This is a genomic window from Jeotgalibacillus soli, from assembly GCF_000829435.1.
GTDB classification, from domain to species: domain Bacteria; phylum Bacillota; class Bacilli; order Bacillales; family Jeotgalibacillaceae; genus Jeotgalibacillus; species Jeotgalibacillus soli.
The window spans coordinates 92,763-113,756 of sequence record NZ_JXRP01000022.1 but is presented as its reverse complement, the minus strand read 5'-3'; the positions used below and the strand labels follow the sequence as shown (position 1 = coordinate 113,756).

Below are 20,994 nucleotides of genomic sequence, written 5' to 3'. Positions count from 1 at the left end.
AACAGCTTAAATGCTTCCCACGCCTCTATTTAAATCTCCACCGAGAAAGTGTATTCCCCGGCGGATCTTGATTCTATACCTTCCTAATACGAAAAAATTTTGTTAGCAAATATGACCCTTGCGGAAAACCAAGCGTTAATTGCCACGCACCGAGCCCTTCAAGACGATATTCACGAACAAGGAGCATTTTTCGGGCTATGCTTCGTGCATCTTCAAACCAAACGATATGCCTTTGCCCTTGATCGTCAACATATTCAAAGAAGGGAGACTGGTATTCCTCTGAATATTGTATTGGAGACTGATACCTCATAGCTAACCGAGTAGCTTCTAAATTGGAAATCCCGGGTGCAACCGTCCCTGGTTGATAAGGAAGCGTCCAGTTATACCCGTAAAGCGGTACGCCAAGTAATATTTTTTCGCGAGGCATTTGGTTTAATGCATACTGAATCGTATTTCTTACCTCATTAATCGGGGCAACTGGTCCAGGCTCACTTGCTCCGTGATGCCAGTCATAGGCCATAATAAACATCAGATCAACGACAGAACCAATTGCACCATAGTCATAGCCCTGCAGCCATGGAATGTCTTCACTTGTTTTTGGGGGAACGGCTATCGTTAATAGTTGATTTGCTGGAGCAAGACGTTGTTTTAGTTCGGTAAGAAAGCCGGATAAGAGGTTCCTGTCTGGTTCCAGTACATTTTCAAAATCAATGTTTGCTCCTCCATATCCTTTTATTGTAAGCAGATATGAAATATTGTTGATTAAGGTTTGCCTCGTAGCAGGGTTATTGAGCACCTGACTTACGAGCTGGGGACTAAATCCAGTTTCGGTAAGGTTCGTAATCGTTGCAAGAGGTGTTACACGCCGGCTCCATATTGTTTCAATAGCTAAAGAATCATTCAAATCACTTAAAGAGCCATTATTGTAGATATGGTACTCAAATAATGATAGATACGTTAAGTAGGGGGCAAAATCATTGATTACCGCTTGGTCCAATTGTGGAGATCGTACAACATAATACCCTAATGTGCTCGCGGTGTAATTCGAAATATCAGGAATTGTAATTCGATTTCCCGGCTGCAGAGCATTTGGATTAATGGAGGGATTTGCAGCGGTTAACTGGTCTACCGAAACATACGCCATTTGTGCAATGGAGTAAATGCTGTCCCCAGGCTGAACTATATACGTATAAATCGGAATAAGCAGGGCCTGCCCCTGTACAATGTTCGTTTCCACTAATCCGTTAGCCTGGCGAAGAGTATCGAGTGCAATATTGTATTTTGAGCTGATCGAAAACAATGAATCGCCTTGTTTAACTGTGTAAATAAACATGGGTTTTATTCTCCTTTGTGATAAGCTGCTGATAAGAGAAATTTTATAGAAATAATCGAAACATCATATGCTGGTTTGAACATTTATACGACTGAATAGAGTTGATTTATTTGCTAAAAGTCTTATTTAGAATCCGTTTTATTACCCTTTATTGAGTCAGAAAATAATATTACTTCTTATGTAAGTACATACTTTTGATTTACATAGTGTTAAAAAGTATACTATGATTTATAATAGAGTTGGAGGTGGATTAAATGTCACGTATGCAAGATAAAATGTTTAATTGTGAAAAAGAGCTAACGCTTTCTGTTATAGGTGGTAAATGGAAGATGTTGATTTTATGGCATTTAGGTAAAGAAGGGACAAAACGGTTTGGAGAATTAAAGTCGTTAATGCCGGGAATTACTCAGAGAATGCTTGTAAATCAGCTGAGAGAGCTTGAGGAAGACCTTATTGTAGATCGTAAAGTTTACCCTGTCGTTCCTCCAAAAGTAGAATATTCTTTGACAGAACAAGGAAAAACACTTATGCCTATTCTTGAATCAATGTATAACTGGGGTAAAAATTATATGGAAACAGTCGAGCTTAATGAAGGTGATAGAAATGAGTCAGCTAACTAAGAGTGGGAAGCATAAGGTTATGCATGGGAAATTCTTGTATACTTGAGTGTTCCAATAAAAGAAGAGATTGTCGCATATGGCCCTTTTGTGATGAGCAGTATGGCAGAAATTCTACAAGCCTGTCGCGATGATCAAGAGGGAAAATTTGGTTCTCTCGATAAAATCTCTTAAAGTATAAAAAGAGTTTAGGAGTGTTTTCGATGAAAGTAGAAATTTGGTCCGATTATGTATGTCCGTTTTGTTATATAGGAAAACGCAGATTTGAAGAAGCCCTCTCTCAATTTTCACATCGTGATGAAGTTGAGGTTGTGTATAAGAGCTTCCAGCTTGATCCGAATGCAAAACGTGATCCTGATCAAGATGTTCATGATGTCCTTGCAGGAAAATACGGCATGAGCCGTGAAAAAGCAAAAACAATGAATGAACAAGTCGCTCAGCAAGCAAAAGAGGTTGGGCTGGATTATTATTTTGATAGAATGATTCATACAAATACGTATGACGCGCATCGTTTGGCTCATTATGCAGCGGAGCAAGGAAAAATGAAAGAACTTACCGAGCGTCTATTAAAGGCTTACTTTACGGATTCGCTTCACATAGGAGATCATGAAACCCTTGCCAGGCTTGCATCCGAAGTCGGGCTTGATCAAGAAAAAGCACTTGCTGTTTTGGGATCAGACAACTACAAAGAGCATGTTCAAAACGATGTCCAGGAAGCGGGCAGAATTGGGATTAGCGGTGTTCCTTTCTTTGTGTTCCAACAAAAGTATGCGGTATCCGGTGCGCAGCCGAGTGAAGCATTTCTTCAAGTATTAAATAAAGTATGGGACGAAGAGAACGAAAAGACCGTTTGATAGGTCATCCAATGGCGAACTGAAAACATTTATTCGGAGATCTGAATTATCGTCCGTACGGTACTATTCTAGTCCAGTTTAATTGATTAAGATAAAGTGCAGCGTGCTGAAAAGCATTCTGCCTTTTTTCATTTTGCAAATAAGTTTGATCTGTTCGTCACCTTCATTGAGAACCTAGAGATTGTTTACCGTTTTCATCATATTTTTGGTATCGAGTACATATTTGATATTTAAAAAGCTAATATTACTTAATTTTTGTTATTTCTGTATATGTTTTGTATGCGATAAAGTTTTGTGAAATAAGATTAATAGACCACTCCTTCATTCTTCCAATTTACCTTTCCTATTATTTACTTTCCTATAGGGTGCTTCAGTTAATTATCCTTTTTTCATTGTTTTGTGATAGATGACTTGTACGCCTTGAAATAATCATCATAGAATACAAAAAGGATAAAAGGAGTTTGGAGTATGAAGGCAGTTGTTACTGGTGGAGGAGGGTTTATCGGCTCTCATTTGGTAGACGAATTACTAGCGTCAGGTATAGAGGTTCATATCATTGATAATTTAAGCTCCGGAAATGAGAAGTTCATTCCGGAAGAAGCCCATTTTCATTTTGCAGATATTCGAAAAGAGCAAACGAAAGAAATTATTTTAAAGGTGAAACCGGACCTAGTGTTTCATTTAGCTGCTCAGGCTGATGTAGCATGCTCAGTAGCAGATCCTATTTATGATGCTGCTGTTAATATTACAGGTACGCTAATGGTGCTGGACGCGTGCAGAGAAGCTTCAGTAAAAAAAATAATAATGGCTTCAACCGCCGCAGTGTATGGACTAAATGATAAGCTGCTTATTTCAGAGGAAGAAAAGCCAGATCCTGTATCCGGCTATGGGCTTTCAAAGTGGGCAGCGGAATCGTATGTCCGTTATTATTACCAGATGTTTGGATTGCGTTACACGATTCTTCGCTTTGCCAATGTATATGGTCCGCGTCAAACAGCCAAAGGAGAAGGTGGGGTTATCGCCATTTTTTTAGATCGGATAAAACATAATCATCCGCTGATCATTCATGGGAATGGAGAGCAGACGAGAGATTTTATTCATGTAAAGGATATTGTGCGTGCCAATATGGCGGCAATAGACCATGGCGACCAGGAAACAATTCAAGTCAGCACGGCTCAGAAGGTTTCCATCAATCAACTATTTGGCATGCTGCAGTCAATCCGAGAAGCACCTATAGAATCAGCTTACACTAGCGGCAGAGCCGGTGATATTCTGCATAGCTGTCTTGACAATAAAAAAGCACGATATCTCTTAAAATGGAAACCTGAAATGGACATTTGGAACGGGTTGCAAAACACATATGCTTCTGTAGTAAAACACGACTGAATTGACGTTAGCAGGCATCATACTTTACTTGTTCATCACTCTATTAAATGGATAAAAGCGAGTTCTTTATTGAGCTTGCTTTTATCCATTTAATAAGCCCATTCTGCACTAGCAAATCGTAATGAAAGGATCCGCTATTTATACACGGGGCGAAAAAGGTATAATAGAGATAAGAGGTGAATGATTTGAAGGATTTTCAATCGTTAGGAATTAAACAGACATTGTGTGAAAAATTAGAGGAGCAGATGATTTTATCACCGACTCCAGTACAAATAGAGAGTATTCCGCTGTTAGTTGCGGGAGAGGATGTACTTGTACAGGCAAAAACAGGTACAGGTAAGACGCTCGCTTTTTTATTGCCGGTAATAGAAAAGCTTCAATCAGCTCAAACACATATACAGGCTCTTATTTTAACACCGACGCGAGAGCTTGCGATTCAGGTAACGGAGGAACTAAAGAAGCTGCAAGTAGAAGGGTATCCTAATGTCCTTTCAATCTACGGTGGACAGGATTTAGATAAGCAGATTAAACGGCTAGCGAAGCAGGTCCATGTGGTAGTAGCGACACCAGGACGTTTATTGGACCATGTGAGAAGAGAAACGATTGATCTATCTCATGTTTCTACACTTGTGCTTGATGAGGCAGATCAAATGCTGCATTTTGGCTTTCTTGAGGACGTAGAGCAAGTAATAGAGCTAACACAGGCTGATAAACAGATGGCGCTGTTTTCTGCGACATTATCGAAGGATATTCGCAAATTAGCAAAACGTTATATGACGTCTCCAAAAACTGTTCATATTCAAGACAAAGAGGATATGGTTGAGGAAATCCGGCATTTTGTTATTGAAGTATCGGATCGTCAGAAACTTGGGGCGCTATGCAAAACAGTGGATGAGGTTCGGCCGTTTCTAGGTATAATTTTTTGCAGAACGATTCGCCGGGTAAGTAAGCTATATGGGGAGCTCCGTGCAAAAGGCTATGAAGTGGACGAGCTGCATGGCGATTTGTCACAGTCGAAACGTGAAATTGTGATGAAGCGGTTCCGATCTGCAAAAATCCAGCTTCTCGTTGCTACGGATGTTGCTTCTCGCGGGATCGATGTAGAGGGTATAACGCATGTGTTTAATTATGATGTCCCAGAGGATGTGGAAGGATACGTGCATCGAATTGGGCGAACCGGTCGGGCCGGGGAGGATGGAATTGCTTTTACCTTCGTCACACCAAAAGATAAGCAAGCGATTGCTGACATTGAACGAGGAATTCAAAAAACAATTGAACGAAAAGTTGTTGAAGTAGATGCGTCGGAGGATGATCGTCACCCAGAAGACAAGAATGCTAAAAAAAGTACGATGAGTCCGAAAGAGCGCCGCGAAGAGAAGATTGAAAAAAATAAAAAAAGAAACCAGCGATTGGGTGGTCATACCGCACCAAAGCCTGCCCTTTCTAAAAGAGGCAGTAATAGAAGTAAATAAAATAGCCATGAATTCCTTGTGAAAGCAATGTGAATTCATGTTTTTTTTGAAAATGATTCCTCCATCGATCGTGAATTAGCGATGACAGTGAAAATCAAATGGGAGGAAGAGAATCTTCGATCGTTAGAAAAGTAAGAATAAAAACCTCTCCCTTGGAAACTTTATAAATAGAGGTGATAACAATGGGAAAAGACCGACAAGAGAAAAAACTCAAACAAAAAAAGAAAGTGGAATCAGATCGTGACCAAGCCCTGCATTACCCAGGCTCAGCCAGACTTGAAAAAGAGGGAGAAGCAGGTAAGAGTATAGAGGAGTAGGTTGAATAAATGATTAGAGGGTGATTAGCTGGATCAAATTCCGTCTAATCATCCTCTTTTTACTGTAGGAGTTTATCGATTGCTTTCTTATTCAGATAAATTTCGATGACGAAATGTAAATAACGGAGCACGGCTTGTAAATTTCTCTAGCGGCTTGTATATGTGCCACGACGGCCTGTAAATTTTTCTAACGGCTTGCAAATGCTCCACGCCGGCCTGTAAATGCTTCCTGTCTGTAAAAATTAGGCCGCCTCCGCTTTTCATGAGATCCAGCTTCGGCGGCCAGTCCCCTCGAGGTCATAAGCTACAACGCCCCAGTTGGCAAAGAACGCCAACCAGGGCATTGCGTCTTATGCTTGTCGGGACTAAGCGAGCCGCCTCCGCTTTTCATGAGATCCAGCTTCGGCGGCCAGTCCCTCGAGGTCACAAGCTACAACGCCACAGTTGGTAAAGAATGCCAACCAGGGCATTGCGTCTTATGCTTGTCGGGACTAAGCGAGCCGCCTCCGCTTTTCATGAGATCCAGCTTCGGCGGCCAGTCCCTCGAAGTCACAAGTCAAGCCGACATATTGGCAAAGAGCGCCAATATGTCGGCTCGTCTTGTGCTTGTCGCAGTTGAACGACCGCTTTCCGCTTTTCTTATGACCCCGTTTTTCTGCGTTGGTTGTTTACTTTTTTTGTTTGTTGACTTGTTAATTTTTTAGTCGAGGTGCTGCTATTGGCGGATGCATTGTTTTGTGCTTGTTTCTTTTTGTTTGCAAGCTGCTGCTTTACGGCTTCCTGCAGGCTCATTTTTGCTTTTGATTGATCACTCATGTTCATCAACTCCTTGTATGATTGTATAAATAATTATAGATGAAAAGGAAGCATTAAGATAGTATGTTCGATTAGCTTGGAAATCAAAAATACTCGTAAAAAGAATGAGTTTTCAAAAAATACTTGTATCAACAAGTATTTTCCTTTACTATAAGGTTTGTACTTAATGGAGAAGGAATTGTGAATATGAAGCGAAATGATTATCATTTAGATGATTCCCTTGGATACAAGTTATTTCAAGCGTCACGACTTATGAACAGTCGATTAAATCGTAATTTCAAGGACAATGATTTTAATTTGTCCTATGAGCAGTGGCAGGTATTGAGCCGTTTATTTGATGAGGATGGTCAGACGCAAAATCAATTGGCGATTCGAAACGAACGAGATCAAGCTGGTATCTCTCGTTTAATCGATAATTTAATTAAGCGCAACCTTGTTAGACGCGTTCCTCAAAAGGATGATCGTCGCGTTAATTTAATTTATTTAACGGAAGAGACGAAGGCAGTACAGCATGAGTTGGAAGCTTTAGCAACGATGACGATTAATCAGGCTTCGATGAATATTGATCCGAAGGAACTGGAAATCACATTGCGCATACTTGATCAAATAAGAAAAAATCTTGAATAATTCTTTTTTGACACTAATACTTGTTGCAACAAGTATTAGTTTGAGAAAAGAAGTACCATTGAACGTTTATTTTTTTAACACTCATTGATAATGATTCTCTTTATCACTAAAATTTTTCCCAATGAAAGAGAGATGGGATATCTTATGAAGAAACGCTATTTAGTAAGTGCCTTGCTGCTGTTTTCTGTTCTCTCACTTTTTATAGGGGTAACGGACTTAACACCGCTTGACCTTTTTAGTCTAACGGAGGATCAGGCACATATTCTATGGGTCTCAAGGGTTCCGCGTCTTGTGAGTATTTTAATCGCAGGAGCCAGTATTAGTATTTGTGGATTGATCATGCAGCAGCTGACCAGGAATAAATTTGTGTCTCCAACTACGGCAGGTACGATGGATTCAGCAAGACTGGGTGTATTAGTGTCATTAATGATCTTCACCTCCGCCAGTCCGCTTCAAAAAATGAGTATTGCTTTTCTTTTTGCTCTACTTGGCACATTTATTTTTATGAAAATCCTAGACCGGATTAAATTTAAGGATGTCATTTTTGTTCCGCTGGTCGGCTTAATGTTTGGAAATATCATTAGCTCAATTGCCACCTTTTTTGCGTATAAAAATGACTTAATCCAAAATATGTCCTCTTGGATGCAGGGTGATTTTTCGATGATCATGTCCGGGCGGTATGAGCTAATGTATATCAGCATTCCGATCATGATCCTTGCCTATGTGTTTGCAAACAAATTTACCATTGCGGGAATGGGGGAAGATTTTTCAAAGAGTCTTGGATTGAATTACAAAACCGTCGTGAATATTGGACTAGTGATTGTTGCTTTTGTTACATCTTCTGTTGTCTTAACGGTTGGAATGATACCTTTTCTCGGCTTGATTATTCCGAATATAGTCAGTATTTATCAAGGAGATCATTTAAAGAAAAATCTGCCTCATACCGCTCTGCTTGGTGCATTGTTTGTGCTGTTTTGTGACATCATCGGGCGCATTGTTATCTTTCCATATGAGCTTTCGATTAGTTTGACAGTGGGGGTAATTGGAAGTGGGATTTTTGTGTATTTACTATTGAGAAGTAAGTTAGGGAGTAAGTCTAATGCGTCTTAAAATAAAAATTGTTTTGCTGGCTATGTTGTCGCTATGTCTAATTGGTTTATACATGTTCATAAATGGAGGAGGCAATTGGGACTACATATTGCCGAGAAGAGGAATAAAGATTGTCGCCATTGTTATTACAGGCGGTACGATCGCCATTTCCACTGTTATATTTCAAACCATTACGAATAACCGAATATTAACACCTAGTATATTAGGCTTGGATTCTCTTTACATGCTGCTTCAAACAACTGTGATTTTTCTCATAGGGTCACAAAGCGCAACCATTATGAATAAGAATGTGAACTTTCTTCTTTCAGTAATCGTTATGGTGCTGTTCTCGGGTATTCTTTACCGGCTTTTGTTTAAACGAGAGGGACAGAACATTTATTTCCTTCTATTATTAGGTCTCATTTTTGGGACATTCTTTTCCAGCATCTCAACCTTTATGCAGGTATTGATCGATCCAAATGAGTTTCAGATTGTTCAAGATAAAATGTTTGCAAGCTTTAACAATATCCATACAGATCTTGTTTGGCTTTCGATTGTCATAATCGGCATAGGAATATTGTATGTTTGGCCTTACTTAAAGTATTTAGATGTTCTTTCACTAGGAAAAGAGCAAGCAATCAATCTGGGGGTTGATTACGACCATGTAGTTAAACGATTATTTCTCGTCATTGCACTGTTTATTTCCATTGCAACATCGCTTGTCGGACCGATCACGTTTCTTGGTCTCCTCGTTGCTAATCTTACATATGAAGTGATGAAAACCTTTCGCCATTCCTATCTTTTAGTCGCTTCAGTTTTTCTCAGTATTATTGCATTGTTTGGGGGACAGCTTCTTGTAGAACATGTTTTTACATTTTCCACTACGTTAAGTGTCATCATTAACTTTGTCGGTGGCGTATACTTCCTATATTTATTGTTAAAGGAGAGGAAATAATGGTCGTAGCAAAAGGTGTTTTTAAAATGTTTGGTAAAAAAAAGGTGGTTGGTGATGTATCCATTACACTTCAAAAAGGAAAAATCACCTCGCTAATAGGTCCGAATGGAGCTGGGAAAAGCACGCTGCTTTCGATGGTTAGCCGGTTGCTGACAGCGGACGGGGGAGAGATCACAATCGACGAGCTGGATATCGCACGCTGCCGGGGCAATGATCTTGCTAAAAAGATCTCCATATTAAAACAAGCAAACCATATTACGCTTCGATTAACTGTGAAGGACCTTGTCTCTTTTGGACGCTTTCCATATTCTCAGGGGAAATTGACGAAGGAGGATTGGCACCATGTCAATAAAGCGATTGAGTACATGGAATTAACCGACATGCAGGATTCATATTTGGACGAGCTGAGCGGAGGCCAAAAGCAGCGTGCCTACCTTGCTATGGTCATTGCACAGGATACGGAATATATTTTGCTCGATGAACCATTAAACAATTTAGATATGAAGCATGCCGTTCAGATGATGAAGGTGCTGCGAAAGCTTGTGGACGATTTAGGAAAAACTGTTGCAATTGTCATACACGACATTAATTTTGCCTCATGCTATTCAGATTATATTATCGCAATGAAAGATGGAAAGGTGCTGAGGGAAGGAGAAACGAAAGAGATTATTCAGCCGGATATCCTTAAGGAGATTTATGACATGGATATTGACATTAAAGATGTCAATGACAATAAAATTTGTGTTTATTATGCGTAAAGATTCAATCAAAAATAGGAGGAAGATAATAATGAAAAAACAATTATTTATGATCATGATCGGGCTATTTGCCATTATACTTGCGGCATGCGGAGCATCAAGTGATTCAGCAAACGAAGAAAACACGTCAGGTGCAGCAGCTGAGTCAGAAAAGGAAGAAATGACGATCACACATGAACTTGGTGAAACTACTTTTGAAAAAAATCCTGAATCCGTTGTCGTTTTTGATTTCGGTACACTTGATTCACTCGATGCATTGGGTGTTGAGATAGCGGGTATTCCACAAGAGAATGTGCCATCCTATCTTTCAAAATATGAAGGCAGTGAATATGAAAACACCGGGAGCCTAAAAGAACCGGACTTTGAAAAAATAAATGAAATGCAGCCTGACCTTATTATTATTTCAGGCCGTCAAGCAGAGCTATACGATGAATTTCACGAAATTGCTCCTACGATTTTTATGGGAGTCGACACTTCACGCTACATGGAATCTTTTGAAGAAAATGTAACGACATTAGGTGAGATTTTTGGAAAAGAGGAAGAAGCAGCAGATCAGCTTGCAGTAATAGAGCAATCAATTAATCAGCTACAGGAAAAAGTGAAAGCAGAAGGAAAGAATGCACTGATTACATTAGCGAATGATGGGAAAGTAAGCGCGTATGGTGCAGGCTCAAGATTTGGAATCATTCATGACGTATTCGGCTTTACACCAGTGGATGAAAATATCGAGGTATCTACACACGGACAGAGTATTTCATTTGAATATATTGTCGAAAAAGATCCAGAATACTTATTCGTCGTTGACCGCGGAGCTGCTGTTGCTGATGGAGAGTCTTCAGCTAAACAGGTTGTTGAAAATGAACTCGTTCAAAAAACAAAAGCCTTCCAAAATGATCATATCGTTTATTTAGATCCAGACTATTGGTATCTTTCTGGCGGAGGATTAGTCTCTGTTCAGGAAATGGTGAATGAAATCGAAGCAGGTTTATAAGGATGATCTCCTTTTACAGTTTTCTACTGTAAAAGGAGATGTCCTTTTTGTTTTACAAAGAGTAAAGAGTATGTTATCTTATTAAAAGATAATCGTAATCATTACGATTAAATGATTGTATTACTTTTTTAGGAGGAATAAACATGAAACCAACGATACATCCTGGCTACCATAAAGTCGTTTTCCTGGACACAAATTCAGGATTTAAATTTTTAACAGGCTCAACGAAATCCTCGAACGAGACGATCGAATGGGAGGATGGGAACACCTACCCGCTAATCAAGGTAGAAGTCAGCTCTGACACTCATCCGTTCTATACAGGAAGACAAAAATTTGCTGATAAAGATGGTCGTGCTGAGCGCTTTATGAAAAAATACGGCATGAAACAGTCATAATGGGTGATAGAAAAAATGTCTGTATAGAGAGTCGATCTCAATACAGGCATTTTTGCTTTTTAAAGTTATTTACTCAACTTTCGCAAACCAAAGTAGGCAGGTACGCCCTGATGTAGCTTGGTACACCTGCAAGCCATTGTGATCGTTGATTTTCAAGTAGTTGTTGGGTTTGTTTATTCGTCTTCTTCAATACATCTTGAAGAAGCTCGATTAGTTGCTGCAATGAAACAGACCAATCGAGTTCATTCACTTCGTCACAGAGGTCGTAAAATAAGCTCTAGTGTCCGTTCATCCGTGTGACAACGGTGTTGCCATGAAAGTACAATGTATCTAGTAAAAACAATGGTTGTATGACTGATGAGTAAGTCATACGAGCGACCTTGGAACTTTTTTTGTAAGCGAAGGTGCGACTTTGTCGTCTTAAAGAACACTTCAATATCCCAACGGCTCCCGTAAATGCGGACGATATCTTGTTCAGAAAGTGTGCAATCCCAGCTTAAAATGGCAAGCCACTCCCTTTTCTTATTACGATTTTGAACAAACACGACTTTTACAGGTACGCCGTTTGCCATCGTGGTCGTAATCGAACGGAGAAGCCCTTTCTTGCCTTGAAGTGGCGATGCAGACCGATCGAGTTCTTTAATGAAACCATTCGGCCATTAATCTGATAGCGTTGCTTGGCATTCTTCACCATTCCAATGACATCCAGTCCTTGTTCGACAATGGCTTTATGAGAGGTTGTTGAGTAAACCTTGTATCCATCAAAACGTAAGAAGCTTCAATTCCCTTGGATAATGCCCGTTCAATCATCGCTGGGATTTGATCAGGGGCAGACTGGAGCGCTTCTTTGCGTCGTTTATACTCAGAACATCGTTTATCAACTTCTTCGTTGATTCCATTATATAGAAGATGTTTTTGAGCTTAGTAAAGAGAAGTCGATTGGCATAAATGTGTGACCGTGTGGCCAACCTAATGTAAGCATTCGAAATCCTTTATAAAATCGCATTTTAAGAGAAGCGTGATCAAAACAACGGGCAAGTAACTCGACCTGTATACTCCGATTGCGATCAAACTGTATTAGCAACAAATGCTATGACAAAATCTTTTTCGGATGCGGCTGATGCAGAAGCTGTAAACACTGGCCTTGATCAAAATGCAGCAGATATGACACCAGCAATCGCATCAATTTATGGTGAAGAGGGTGCTGCAGCATTTGTTGTAGAATTTGCAGGATTCCTTGATGCCGCAACTGAAGGAAATCTTCCTCAAGCCGCAGCTGAAGAAGCGATTCGAGCACATGAAGCAGACGTCATCTCTTTTTTTGAGAGCTTTACAGCTGAAGGCTACGACCGTATGTTTGATATTTCAACGAAATTGTCTGGAGCTATTGTTGCGTAATTTCCTGAGAAATTTGTTGATGATACGATAGATGCTCCCGCAGTTGAACTGCGATCAATGTTAAATAATCTAGCTTCAGAACACTACGCATTTGTGGTTATGGGGCTGCTGATTATGATTTTGTAACATGGGCAGCAGATTTTGCATACTGCTGACTTTAAAGGAGCCATTGCATCCATTTATGGTGATGAAGGTGCGGCTGCATTTGAAAAGGTTTGGACAGAAAATCATATTGAAGCAGAAGGTGTGTTAGTGGCTGCAGTAGTTGCACAGGACGAAGAAGAAATTGCGGCAGCAAAAGAACAATTTAATACATTTGCAATGGATATCGGCGCATTCATTGGTTCAGCAAATGAATTGTTTTTATTCCGTTAAAAGAAATGATAAAACGATTGTTCATCATAGAAAGGCTGTACATACTAATCGTGTGAAAACCATCCATTCGTTAAGAAAGGAGCTTATTTTTATGCGAAAATTATTCGTTTTTATGATTGCAGCAGGCTTAGTTGTTGGAGGATCTATCGGTGCAACCCAACTGGAGACAAAAAAAGAGACAGAAGACGCAGCTGTGAAAAATGTTATTTTAATGATTCCAGATGGCTTTTCTTCTTCTCAAGCTGCCGCTTATCGTTGGTTTAAGGGAGAAAACAGCATAATGGATATGCATCTCGTCGGAATGATGAAAACATATTCAGCAAATACAGCAGTAACAGATTCTGCAGCAGCAGGTACGGCGATGGCGACTGGAGAGAAAACAAATAATGGCATGATTAGCATGTCGCCGAATGGAAAGGAATTCAAGACGATACTTGAAGAATCCAAAGAAAACGGAAAAGCAGCCGGTTTAGTGGTGACATCTGCCATTACACATGCGACACCAGCGGCTTTTGGCTCTCATGTGGCTTCACGATCAGATCAAGAGAAAATAGCACCGCAGTTAATTGAACAAGATATCGACGTTCTTTTTGGCGGTGGAGCACGATACTTCTCAGAGAGTATGATGAAGGGTGCTGCAGGGAAAGGCTATACGATTATTAAATCAAGAGATGCGTTGAAAAAGAGTGGGGAAATGGATAAGGTCATTGGTCTGTTTACTGAAGAAGCGCTTGCTACAGCACTTGAGCGTTCTAGAAAAAATCAACCGAGCCTTGCAGAAATGACGAGTTCAGCCATAGAGATACTTACACAAAATAAAGATGGTTTTTTCTTAATGGTTGAAGGCAGCCAGATCGACTGGGCAGGTCATGCAAATGATGCTGCGTGGTCCATGCATGAAATAAAGGATTTTGAAGGAGCAGTAAAAGCCGCATTGAATTTTGCAGAACAAGATAAACAAACCCTTGTCGTGATTGCCGGAGATCACGAAACAGGAGGGATGACTGTCGGCTCAAACGATCAATATGATGTTAATATGGATGTCATCAGAAATGTTATAGCTACTGGCGATAAAATGGCAGAAGAGCTTTCAAATGATCGTTCCAATGCACGCGAAGTGGTTGAAAAAAATACCACACTTAAGATAACGGATAAACAGGAACAACTAATTAAAGAGGCTACGGAAGAGAATCTGCCTATGACTATTAATCGTATTATCAGTGATAAAGCACTTATCGGTTGGACAACAAGCGTTCATACCGGCGTCGACGTACCCGTATATGCATACGGACCAAAGTATGAAAAATTTGCGGGACTTATCAATAACACCGACATCGCTCACAAGCTTGCAGAAGCAATGGACTTTAATTTGTAATCGAATAGAACATGACAAGAAACACTTTCGTTCGTTAAAGGGGTCAGACCCCTTTAACGAACGAAAGTGTCATTGAACCCTTGCCAGGACTGAATTATACTGTTCGCTGGTATATGAAAATATGAAAAAAGGGAAGAGGCATGCGCATCGCTCATGCCTCTTCCTATTTATTCTATTTGTCCTGAAGCCCTCAGTTCTTTTCCGCGTCTTCTGAATTTAAGTAACACAAGGTAGAGCATTGGTACGATAATTAGGGTCAGCAGTGTAGAGAACAGAATGCCTGAAATAATCGTAATGGCTAACGGAGTAAAGAGCGGATCTCCGCTTATTGCTACAGGAGCTAATGCTACTATGGACGTGATGGCAGTAAGTAGAATTGGCCGTATTCTAATACGTCCAGATTCAATGACAGCATCTCGGACCTTCATACCATTTTTCAATCCTTGTTCAATAAATTCAACTAACATTACCGAGTTTCTTACCACAACTCCAGTTAACGAAACCATTCCCATCACTGCGAGGAAGCTGATAGGGGTTTGTGTTATGAATAATCCCAAAATCGCTCCAGCTAAAGCTAAATACACGGCAATTAAAATAAGGAAAGGCAATGATAACGAATTAAATTGGAAAGCAAATAATAAATACACCAAGAATAAAACAATGGTGAACAAAAAGATGATTTCAGAGAAAAAGTCATTTTGGGCATCATTTTCACCGCCAACGGAGATGCTGTAGTTATCATCGTTTAACTCAGATCTTACGTCGTTTACAATTCTTTGAACTTTTGTATCTAATTCTTCCACTTCTCCTGGAAATGCCCGCAGTGTAATCGAACGTTCACCGTCTGAATGAGGAATACGCTGCAGCTGCTCTGACTTCTGAGCTGTGACGAGATTATCCAATGTCACAAAAGCAGGAGGACCTTGGGGATTCACGTTTTCTGAAGGCAATGATAGACTGCTTAAATCAATGTCTTCTCCCTGTTCAGCAGGATCCATGGTGATCCTCATATCATACTCATTCACACCATCATCAAATCCAGCCATTGGAATTCCTTCCGTCACAAGACGAATTAGTTCACTGATTTGTTTGACTGTCAAATTGTTTTCTTCCAGGACAGGACGATTTGGCACATATAAAATAGTGGGTTCTTCTTTACCGATATTATCAAGTACCAGATCAGTACCAAGTGCTTCAATATCGTCTTTGATTGTGTTGAGAAGAGTTAGAAGCTGATCCATCTCCGGACCTTTAATCGTTACGGTTACAGGTGCACCTACTGGTGGTCCTTGCTGAATGGTTTCCAGAAAAATCACCGCTTCAGGAAATTGTTCTCTTAATGGGTCCGTCCATTCGTCAATTAACCCTTTAGTCGTTTGGTTTTCACGATCCACACGTGCAACAATTTGCCCTGTGTAATCACCTGAAACTTCCAATGAACTGTTAAAAAGATTCGGTAATCCTGTACCAGCAAAAATAGAAGTCTCATAAACGCCTTCATCCTCTTTAATCAAAGCTTCCATCTCTTCCAGCTTGTTTAATGTCTCATTGAGTGGAGTCCCGATTGGCAATGTCACATCAATCGTTACCTCCTCGCGATCCGCGGCCGGAAAAAATTCGAATGGCGTCAATACGATTAATCCAAACAAAGCAGTGGAAATGAAAAGTCCAATAAACCCAGTCCAAAAAGGATGCTTAGAGGTTTTCGTTAAAATTCGATCAGCATAGAAATCTGCAATCCAATTTAGCGGACGACCTAATAAACCAGGAGAATCTGATACTTTTTTGTTTGTTGATTTGTAAAAGCGATAACGCATCATTGGTACAAAAAACAATGCCACAAAGGTTGAAGCAATGATGGTCGTAATTAAAATAGCGGGTAAAGCACGAATAAATGCACCGTTTCCTCCTGATAAAAAGACAAGCGGCAAAAACGTAAAAACGATGGCTAATGAAGAGGTGACAATGGTTTTCCAAACTTCTTTTACGCCTGTTAAAACACCCTGCAACGCAGAGTCTCCCATTTGAAAACGACGCTGAATATTATCATTTACGACGATGGAGTCATCCACCAAGATTCCAAGCGCAATAATGACGCCGATGATCGAAATGGTATTTAAATCGACTCCGGCAAATGGCAAGGGAATGATGCCAATGAGTACAGACATTGGCACAGCTGCCGTCACAATAACAGCACCACCTAGCGTTAGCCCGATTGTACTCGTAACGACAACAGCAATGACAGCGATCGCAAGCGATGTAAATAAGCTGCTAAAGATATCGTTAACTAAGCTTGCCTGCGAATAATATTGAACAAGCTGAACTTCACTTGGCAATGTCTCAGCTAATTCCTCAACCTTACTGACAACCGTTTGATCTATAGATGGAATATCCTGACCTTCTTCAACAAAAGCAGTGAAGGATAGGGCGGGTGTACCATCGTAGGTAATCAGATCCTGCGACTTTTTAGGAGTCAGGTTAACAGTCCCGATATCAAGGAGTGTAACTGTATTTCCTTGCTGGTTTTGACCGATGATCACTTGTTTCATTTCTTCGAAAGAACGATATGAATCAATGGAAAGCTGATACACGGTTCCTTCAATATCCTGTTTACCGAGAGGAACCGGATTAAATTCATCCTCGATTGCTGAAAGTACAGCAGGAATTGAAAGTCCATTTTCAGAAAGTGCCGCAGAATCTAGCGTAAGGACTATTTCTTCCTCCTGAACCCCCTTCACAATTGTGTTTGATACACCTGGTAATTCGCTTACTTCGTCTTGCCAATTATCCAAAAGCGGCTTTAGCTTGGCTAAGTCATCTGGGTTTTCGCTCGTTAGCATGTACGAAACAATAGGGAAATTAATACTAGCCTCTTTGACAGTGGGGGGGAAGACCTCTTCCGGAAACAAAGAAGATGAATCAGATACTTCCTGGCGGATACTTGCAAAAACCTCCTTTATATCAGCATTCTCTTCGACCGTAATCAATATGGTAGAAAAACCGGAGGCAGAGGAAGAAGACACTTCTTCAACACCATCTATCGATAAAATCTCTTGTTCTAACGGATTTGTAATGGTTCTTTCAACCGTCTCAGGTGTCGCACCTGGATAAAAAGTTGAAACTGTCCCAATATTTACAGACGTCTCAGGAATTTCTCTCTGTGGAAGCTGAAAAAAAGTCATCACACCAATAAGTAAAAATAATACAATCAGAACCATAAAAATTTTCGATCGTTTCAAAATCCACTCCAACATCTCAATTCCTCCTTTATAATCGCTTTGCTTTCGTTCGCTAAAGGGGTCAGACCCCTTTAGCGAACGAAAGCGTACGAAAATACATATATATCAATGTTTATTATGTGGCATGTGTTCGTTCACTTTCATTGTATCGTTTTCGACAGGAGTGTCAATAATAAGCCGGTTTTATCTTGTGCTCTTTCGATCAAGTTGCTTTTTGCATATATTTACATTGATCTTTAGGATGTATGGTTGAAATTTTGATTAGTGTTTTTTAGCGTGGATAAAGGGATGCTGATTAACGATAAGCCGTTGAAAAGAATGTGGATCGTGAATAAAGAAAAGAAGACTGGGAACGAGTAAATTGGAAGTATCTGTGATCGGTTTAGGGTGTATGGGAATCTCGAATTTTTATAGTGGACAAAATGACGATCAATCGATTAAAACGATTCAGCGCACGTTGGATTTAGGTCTTAACTTTTGGGATACAGCGGATATACATGGAACTGGCAAGCACGAAGAGCTAATAGGGTGCGCCGTGATGGCTGCGAAGTTCGGGGGTGTAAGAGGTGAAGGAGGGTCTTATGAAGGTGTGAATGGCCGGCCCGAATATGTCAAATCAGCTTGTGAAGCAAGTCTTCGGCGCTTAGGTGTGGATCACATTGATCTTTATTATCAGCATCGTATGGATCCTGATGTGCCTATCGAAGAAACGGTTGGGGCAATGAGTGATTTGGTGAGAGAAAGAAAAGTGCGTTGATTAGGTTTATCTGAAAAGCTTCTCCAAGTACGATAAAAAGGGCATATGTTGTTCATTCAATTACAGCATTGCAAACGGAGTATTCTCTATGGAGCAGGGATGTAGAAGATGGAATTCTACCGGAATGTAAAGAAATCGGGATTGATTTTGTCGCTTATAGTCCGCTTGGTAAAGATTTTTTCACTGGACAAATTCAGCACTTTGACAATTTAGCAGAAGATGATTACTGTCGTTGTTCTCTCCGATTTCAAGGAGAGAATTTCTATAAAAACCTTGATTTAGTTAAACGAATAGAGGAAATTGCTAATCAAAAAGGAGTCAAGTCTTCCCAGCTGGCATTGGCATGGCTGCTGGCTCAGGATGCCGTTCCGATTGCTGGTACGAAACGAGTCAATTATTTAGAAGAAAATATTGAAGCAGCTGATATTGAACTAACGAAAGAGGAATTGGCACAAACGGAGTTGTGGCACCTAAGACAGTAACTGCAGGATTGCGCTATTCAGAGGAAGAGCTGCCAAATTGGGACAATTAATAAAATTTCACAAGGAAAAAGGAGTGAATGGACTTGTTTCTATTCGCTCCTTTACGACTGTTTACTTCTTTTTCATGATCTCCAAGAAAGCTTGAAAGATTTCTATACTTTGAAAAACAAACAAGCTGATTGCAGTAATGGAAAACATTCCGATCATCACAATTTTCATCCATAGCATTGTGATCAACCTCTCCGATTTTTTTGCTTAAAGCGATGAGTCAATGAGGCTGGATCAAACCATTTGAATGTGAATGAAGGACTCCCTTTAAAACCTATTTTTAGGAGTTATCTCCATTTTTTATGACGTCTTGAAAGATAGATAGAACTCCTTTATTAGTATAATTGGCAGCAGGAATCGCCTCTTACTATTAGCCGCATAATAACGCTTTTCACTTTTTCATACAATCATATGCTAATAAGTCAAAAGTGAATACTTAAAGCCTATTCCCACTTAACAGAGATCTCTGAAAGTCGTTCGATCACATAGTTGGAAGAATCTAATAAGGCTTGACGCATGCTTTCGTGTGAGTGGACGGCGACACTTTTACATCCTGCTGCTCTCGCCATCAGCGAATCTACAATACTGTCACCAATTACGAGTAACTCTTCACTTGGAATGGTAAAGTTTCTACATACTTTTTTGAGCATATCCGGTGCTGGTTTTCCATTTTGTACATCAGCAGGGGTAACGACAAAATCCATTTCTTTTTCCATTCCGATCAGTTTAAGGCATTCAATGGTTCTGGCATGTTGATCAGAGGTGACGATTCCAACGACGTAGCCGGCTTGCTTGAGGGAACGCATTAACGCTACTGCATCATCATAAGGTTGAAATGAGGATTGGATGTCCAATTCCTGATTGCTTTTATTGAGCAATTTCTTTGCCTGCGTTACGCAGGCTATCCAAGGGATCTTAGTGGATTTATAGAGCAATGCGGCAATGGCTATTTGTTCTTCCTGCTCACCAGCAATAGCGAGAAGTCCGTGATGATCAACCTTATTTCCGTTAACCCCCATCATATGATCCCATTCATGTCCGTATTCTTCCCCCGCTATAGCCATGAAGTGTTTTTTTCTCTCATCATTTAAAGCAAGCCAGAAAGGTTCAGCTTGAAATAATGTCCCATCCTTATCAAAGGCAATAACAGAAGCTGATACAACTTCACCGTCGATGATGATTTTTCTTTTTTCCATTTGGCTCACTCCCCATTGAATGCATTTTGTTATGTATATTAGCATAAAGTCGATTTTGCAGAGTGTAAAGCCAATTTCACTATTATTCTGATAGGGTATAAAAAGCGGCCAACTTGGCCGCTTGTTGTCGAACTATTTTTGGGCTGAAAGAAATTCTGTAACCTGCTCTGGCGATTTTGCGTTTGCTGAATGAAGGTGGGCGAGTTTTTCACCATCTTTGAAAATAAGCAAGCTCGGAATTCCCATTACTTGATGTTTCTCAGCAAGCTTGGGAAATTCATCGCGGTCGATTTCATACCACTTATACTCGTTATGTTCTTCCATAATATCACCAATAAACATATCCATTCTACGGCAATCCGGGCACCAGCCAGCTGTAAATTTTATGATTACAGCATCCTTGCTCTCAACGACTTCTTTAAATAATTCATTTGTTTTAATTTCTTGCATTTTTCATCCCTCCTGGCCTCGATCATAATCTTTCTTTGAAAAATTGGCAAAACAATTGCCTTCA

The 20,994-nt window shown here is 40.1% G+C and carries 20 protein-coding genes and 2 pseudogenes; 16 read left to right on the top strand and 6 right to left on the bottom strand.

Annotated features, from left to right (window positions below; all coding sequences use genetic code 11):
- Positions 1-73 precede the first annotated feature (73 nt).
- Positions 74-1,333 carry a glycosyl hydrolase family 18 protein gene (locus KP78_RS18305; protein ID WP_041091120.1) on the bottom strand — a complete coding sequence of 420 codons (1,260 nt, stop codon included), beginning with the start codon at positions 1,331-1,333 and terminating at the stop codon, positions 74-76.
- Between the two features lie 254 nt (positions 1,334-1,587).
- On the opposite strand from KP78_RS18305, the gene hxlR reads away from it, so the two are divergent.
- The 6 genes from hxlR to KP78_RS19500 all read left to right on the top strand — a co-directional run bounded on the left by hxlR (position 1,588) and on the right by KP78_RS19500 (position 5,979).
- On the top strand, positions 1,588-1,953 hold the full coding sequence (gene hxlR / locus KP78_RS18300) for a transcriptional activator HxlR (protein ID WP_041091119.1): 366 nt from the start codon (positions 1,588-1,590) through the stop codon (positions 1,951-1,953).
- 42 nt (positions 1,954-1,995) lie between these two features.
- The gene (locus tag KP78_RS21010; RefSeq protein WP_268747538.1) at positions 1,996-2,124 is read left to right on the top strand and encodes a pirin-like C-terminal cupin domain-containing protein; all 129 of its coding nucleotides are present in this window, start codon (positions 1,996-1,998) and stop codon (positions 2,122-2,124) included.
- A 29-nt stretch (positions 2,125-2,153) separates the two neighbouring features.
- Positions 2,154-2,804: a DsbA family oxidoreductase gene (locus tag KP78_RS18295; RefSeq protein WP_052474941.1), complete on the top strand. Its 651-nt coding sequence runs from the start codon at positions 2,154-2,156 to the stop codon at positions 2,802-2,804.
- Between the two features lie 468 nt (positions 2,805-3,272).
- Positions 3,273-4,190, top strand: a complete 918-nt coding sequence (locus KP78_RS18290) for an NAD-dependent epimerase/dehydratase family protein (RefSeq protein ID WP_041091117.1) — start codon at positions 3,273-3,275, stop codon at positions 4,188-4,190.
- A gap of 176 nt (positions 4,191-4,366) precedes the next feature.
- Complete coding sequence (locus KP78_RS18285) at positions 4,367-5,662, top strand: DEAD/DEAH box helicase (protein ID WP_041091116.1); 1,296 nt, start codon at positions 4,367-4,369, stop codon at positions 5,660-5,662.
- Positions 5,663-5,844: 182 nt separating this feature from the next.
- Complete coding sequence (locus KP78_RS19500) at positions 5,845-5,979, top strand: YpzI family protein (RefSeq protein WP_084220154.1); 135 nt, start codon at positions 5,845-5,847, stop codon at positions 5,977-5,979.
- A gap of 639 nt (positions 5,980-6,618) precedes the next feature.
- Here KP78_RS19500 and KP78_RS20355 read toward each other — a convergent pair.
- A complete protein-coding gene (locus KP78_RS20355) occupies positions 6,619-6,795 on the bottom strand; it encodes a hypothetical protein (RefSeq protein ID WP_200889242.1) in 177 nt (58 codons plus the stop codon).
- A 186-nt stretch (positions 6,796-6,981) separates the two neighbouring features.
- Here KP78_RS20355 and KP78_RS18275 point away from each other — a divergent pair, with 186 nt between their 5' ends.
- The 6 genes from KP78_RS18275 to KP78_RS18250 all read left to right on the top strand — a co-directional run bounded on the left by KP78_RS18275 (position 6,982) and on the right by KP78_RS18250 (position 11,610).
- On the top strand, positions 6,982-7,422 hold the full coding sequence (locus KP78_RS18275) for a MarR family winged helix-turn-helix transcriptional regulator (protein ID WP_041091167.1): 441 nt from the start codon (positions 6,982-6,984) through the stop codon (positions 7,420-7,422).
- A gap of 144 nt (positions 7,423-7,566) precedes the next feature.
- Positions 7,567-8,532 carry an ABC transporter permease gene (locus KP78_RS18270; RefSeq protein WP_041091112.1) on the top strand — a complete coding sequence of 322 codons (966 nt, stop codon included), beginning with the start codon at positions 7,567-7,569 and terminating at the stop codon, positions 8,530-8,532.
- The gene (locus KP78_RS18265) at positions 8,522-9,466 is read left to right on the top strand and encodes an iron chelate uptake ABC transporter family permease subunit (RefSeq protein ID WP_041091111.1); all 945 of its coding nucleotides are present in this window, start codon (positions 8,522-8,524) and stop codon (positions 9,464-9,466) included. Before KP78_RS18270 ends, KP78_RS18265 begins: the two co-directional genes overlap by 11 nt.
- Complete coding sequence (locus KP78_RS18260) at positions 9,466-10,224, top strand: iron ABC transporter ATP-binding protein (RefSeq protein WP_041091109.1); 759 nt, start codon at positions 9,466-9,468, stop codon at positions 10,222-10,224. Before KP78_RS18265 ends, KP78_RS18260 begins: the two co-directional genes overlap by 1 nt.
- A gap of 31 nt (positions 10,225-10,255) precedes the next feature.
- Positions 10,256-11,215 (top strand): siderophore ABC transporter substrate-binding protein, encoded by a 960-nt coding sequence (locus KP78_RS18255; RefSeq protein ID WP_041091107.1) that lies wholly within the window; start codon positions 10,256-10,258, stop codon positions 11,213-11,215.
- Between the two features lie 143 nt (positions 11,216-11,358).
- A complete protein-coding gene (locus tag KP78_RS18250; protein ID WP_041091105.1) occupies positions 11,359-11,610 on the top strand; it encodes a type B 50S ribosomal protein L31 in 252 nt (83 codons plus the stop codon).
- 73 nt (positions 11,611-11,683) lie between these two features.
- On the opposite strand, the pseudogene KP78_RS19495 reads toward KP78_RS18250, so the two are convergent.
- Positions 11,684-12,682 (bottom strand): annotated as a pseudogene (locus KP78_RS19495) (IS4 family transposase); the annotation flags it as partial.
- A gap of 20 nt (positions 12,683-12,702) precedes the next feature.
- Here KP78_RS19495 and KP78_RS18830 point away from each other — a divergent pair.
- The 3 genes from KP78_RS18830 (at position 12,703) to KP78_RS18240 (ending at position 14,758) form a co-directional block, all read left to right on the top strand.
- Positions 12,703-13,008, top strand: coding sequence for a hypothetical protein (locus KP78_RS18830; RefSeq protein WP_052474939.1), 306 nt, complete (start codon positions 12,703-12,705; stop codon positions 13,006-13,008).
- A gap of 141 nt (positions 13,009-13,149) precedes the next feature.
- On the top strand, positions 13,150-13,383 hold the full coding sequence (locus tag KP78_RS18825; RefSeq protein WP_052474938.1) for a hypothetical protein: 234 nt from the start codon (positions 13,150-13,152) through the stop codon (positions 13,381-13,383).
- 91 nt (positions 13,384-13,474) lie between these two features.
- Positions 13,475-14,758 carry an alkaline phosphatase gene (locus tag KP78_RS18240; RefSeq protein ID WP_041091166.1) on the top strand — a complete coding sequence of 428 codons (1,284 nt, stop codon included), beginning with the start codon at positions 13,475-13,477 and terminating at the stop codon, positions 14,756-14,758.
- 167 nt (positions 14,759-14,925) lie between these two features.
- On the opposite strand, the gene KP78_RS18235 is transcribed toward KP78_RS18240, so the two are convergent.
- Positions 14,926-18,012 (bottom strand): efflux RND transporter permease subunit, encoded by a 3,087-nt coding sequence (locus KP78_RS18235; RefSeq protein WP_041091103.1) that lies wholly within the window; start codon positions 18,010-18,012, stop codon positions 14,926-14,928.
- 316 nt (positions 18,013-18,328) lie between these two features.
- Here KP78_RS18235 and KP78_RS18230 point away from each other — a divergent pair.
- Positions 18,329-19,286 (top strand): annotated as a pseudogene (locus tag KP78_RS18230) (aldo/keto reductase).
- A gap of 441 nt (positions 19,287-19,727) precedes the next feature.
- On the opposite strand, the gene KP78_RS18225 reads toward KP78_RS18230, so the two are convergent.
- Together KP78_RS18225 and KP78_RS18220 are read right to left on the bottom strand one after the other, a co-directional pair.
- On the bottom strand, positions 19,728-20,480 hold the full coding sequence (locus KP78_RS18225; protein ID WP_041091102.1) for an HAD family hydrolase: 753 nt from the start codon (positions 20,478-20,480) through the stop codon (positions 19,728-19,730).
- 132 nt (positions 20,481-20,612) lie between these two features.
- The gene (locus KP78_RS18220) at positions 20,613-20,930 is read right to left on the bottom strand and encodes a thioredoxin family protein (RefSeq protein WP_041091100.1); all 318 of its coding nucleotides are present in this window, start codon (positions 20,928-20,930) and stop codon (positions 20,613-20,615) included.
- Positions 20,931-20,994 lie beyond the last annotated feature (64 nt).

Excerpts from the sequence above, each read along its gene's own strand:
- KP78_RS18305 (WP_041091120.1), bottom strand. The coding sequence starts at position 1,333 with ATGTTTATTTACACAGTTAAACAAGGCGATTCATTGTTTTCGATCAGC.
- hxlR (WP_041091119.1), top strand. The coding sequence starts at position 1,588 with ATGTCACGTATGCAAGATAAAATGTTTAATTGTGAAAAAGAGCTAACG.
- KP78_RS18295 (WP_052474941.1), top strand. The coding sequence starts at position 2,154 with ATGAAAGTAGAAATTTGGTCCGATTATGTATGTCCGTTTTGTTATATA.
- KP78_RS18290 (WP_041091117.1), top strand. The coding sequence starts at position 3,273 with ATGAAGGCAGTTGTTACTGGTGGAGGAGGGTTTATCGGCTCTCATTTG.
- KP78_RS19500 (WP_084220154.1), top strand. The coding sequence starts at position 5,845 with ATGGGAAAAGACCGACAAGAGAAAAAACTCAAACAAAAAAAGAAAGTG.
- KP78_RS20355 (WP_200889242.1), bottom strand. The coding sequence starts at position 6,795 with ATGAGTGATCAATCAAAAGCAAAAATGAGCCTGCAGGAAGCCGTAAAG.
- KP78_RS18275 (WP_041091167.1), top strand. The coding sequence starts at position 6,982 with ATGAAGCGAAATGATTATCATTTAGATGATTCCCTTGGATACAAGTTA.
- KP78_RS18270 (WP_041091112.1), top strand. The coding sequence starts at position 7,567 with ATGAAGAAACGCTATTTAGTAAGTGCCTTGCTGCTGTTTTCTGTTCTC.
- KP78_RS18265 (WP_041091111.1), top strand. The coding sequence starts at position 8,522 with ATGCGTCTTAAAATAAAAATTGTTTTGCTGGCTATGTTGTCGCTATGT.
- KP78_RS18260 (WP_041091109.1), top strand. The coding sequence starts at position 9,466 with ATGGTCGTAGCAAAAGGTGTTTTTAAAATGTTTGGTAAAAAAAAGGTG.
- KP78_RS18255 (WP_041091107.1), top strand. The coding sequence starts at position 10,256 with ATGAAAAAACAATTATTTATGATCATGATCGGGCTATTTGCCATTATA.
- KP78_RS18250 (WP_041091105.1), top strand. The coding sequence starts at position 11,359 with ATGAAACCAACGATACATCCTGGCTACCATAAAGTCGTTTTCCTGGAC.
- KP78_RS18830 (WP_052474939.1), top strand. The coding sequence starts at position 12,703 with ATGACAAAATCTTTTTCGGATGCGGCTGATGCAGAAGCTGTAAACACT.
- KP78_RS18240 (WP_041091166.1), top strand. The coding sequence starts at position 13,475 with ATGCGAAAATTATTCGTTTTTATGATTGCAGCAGGCTTAGTTGTTGGA.
- KP78_RS18235 (WP_041091103.1), bottom strand. The coding sequence starts at position 18,012 with ATGTTGGAGTGGATTTTGAAACGATCGAAAATTTTTATGGTTCTGATT.
- KP78_RS18225 (WP_041091102.1), bottom strand. The coding sequence starts at position 20,480 with ATGGAAAAAAGAAAAATCATCATCGACGGTGAAGTTGTATCAGCTTCT.
- KP78_RS18220 (WP_041091100.1), bottom strand. The coding sequence starts at position 20,930 with ATGCAAGAAATTAAAACAAATGAATTATTTAAAGAAGTCGTTGAGAGC.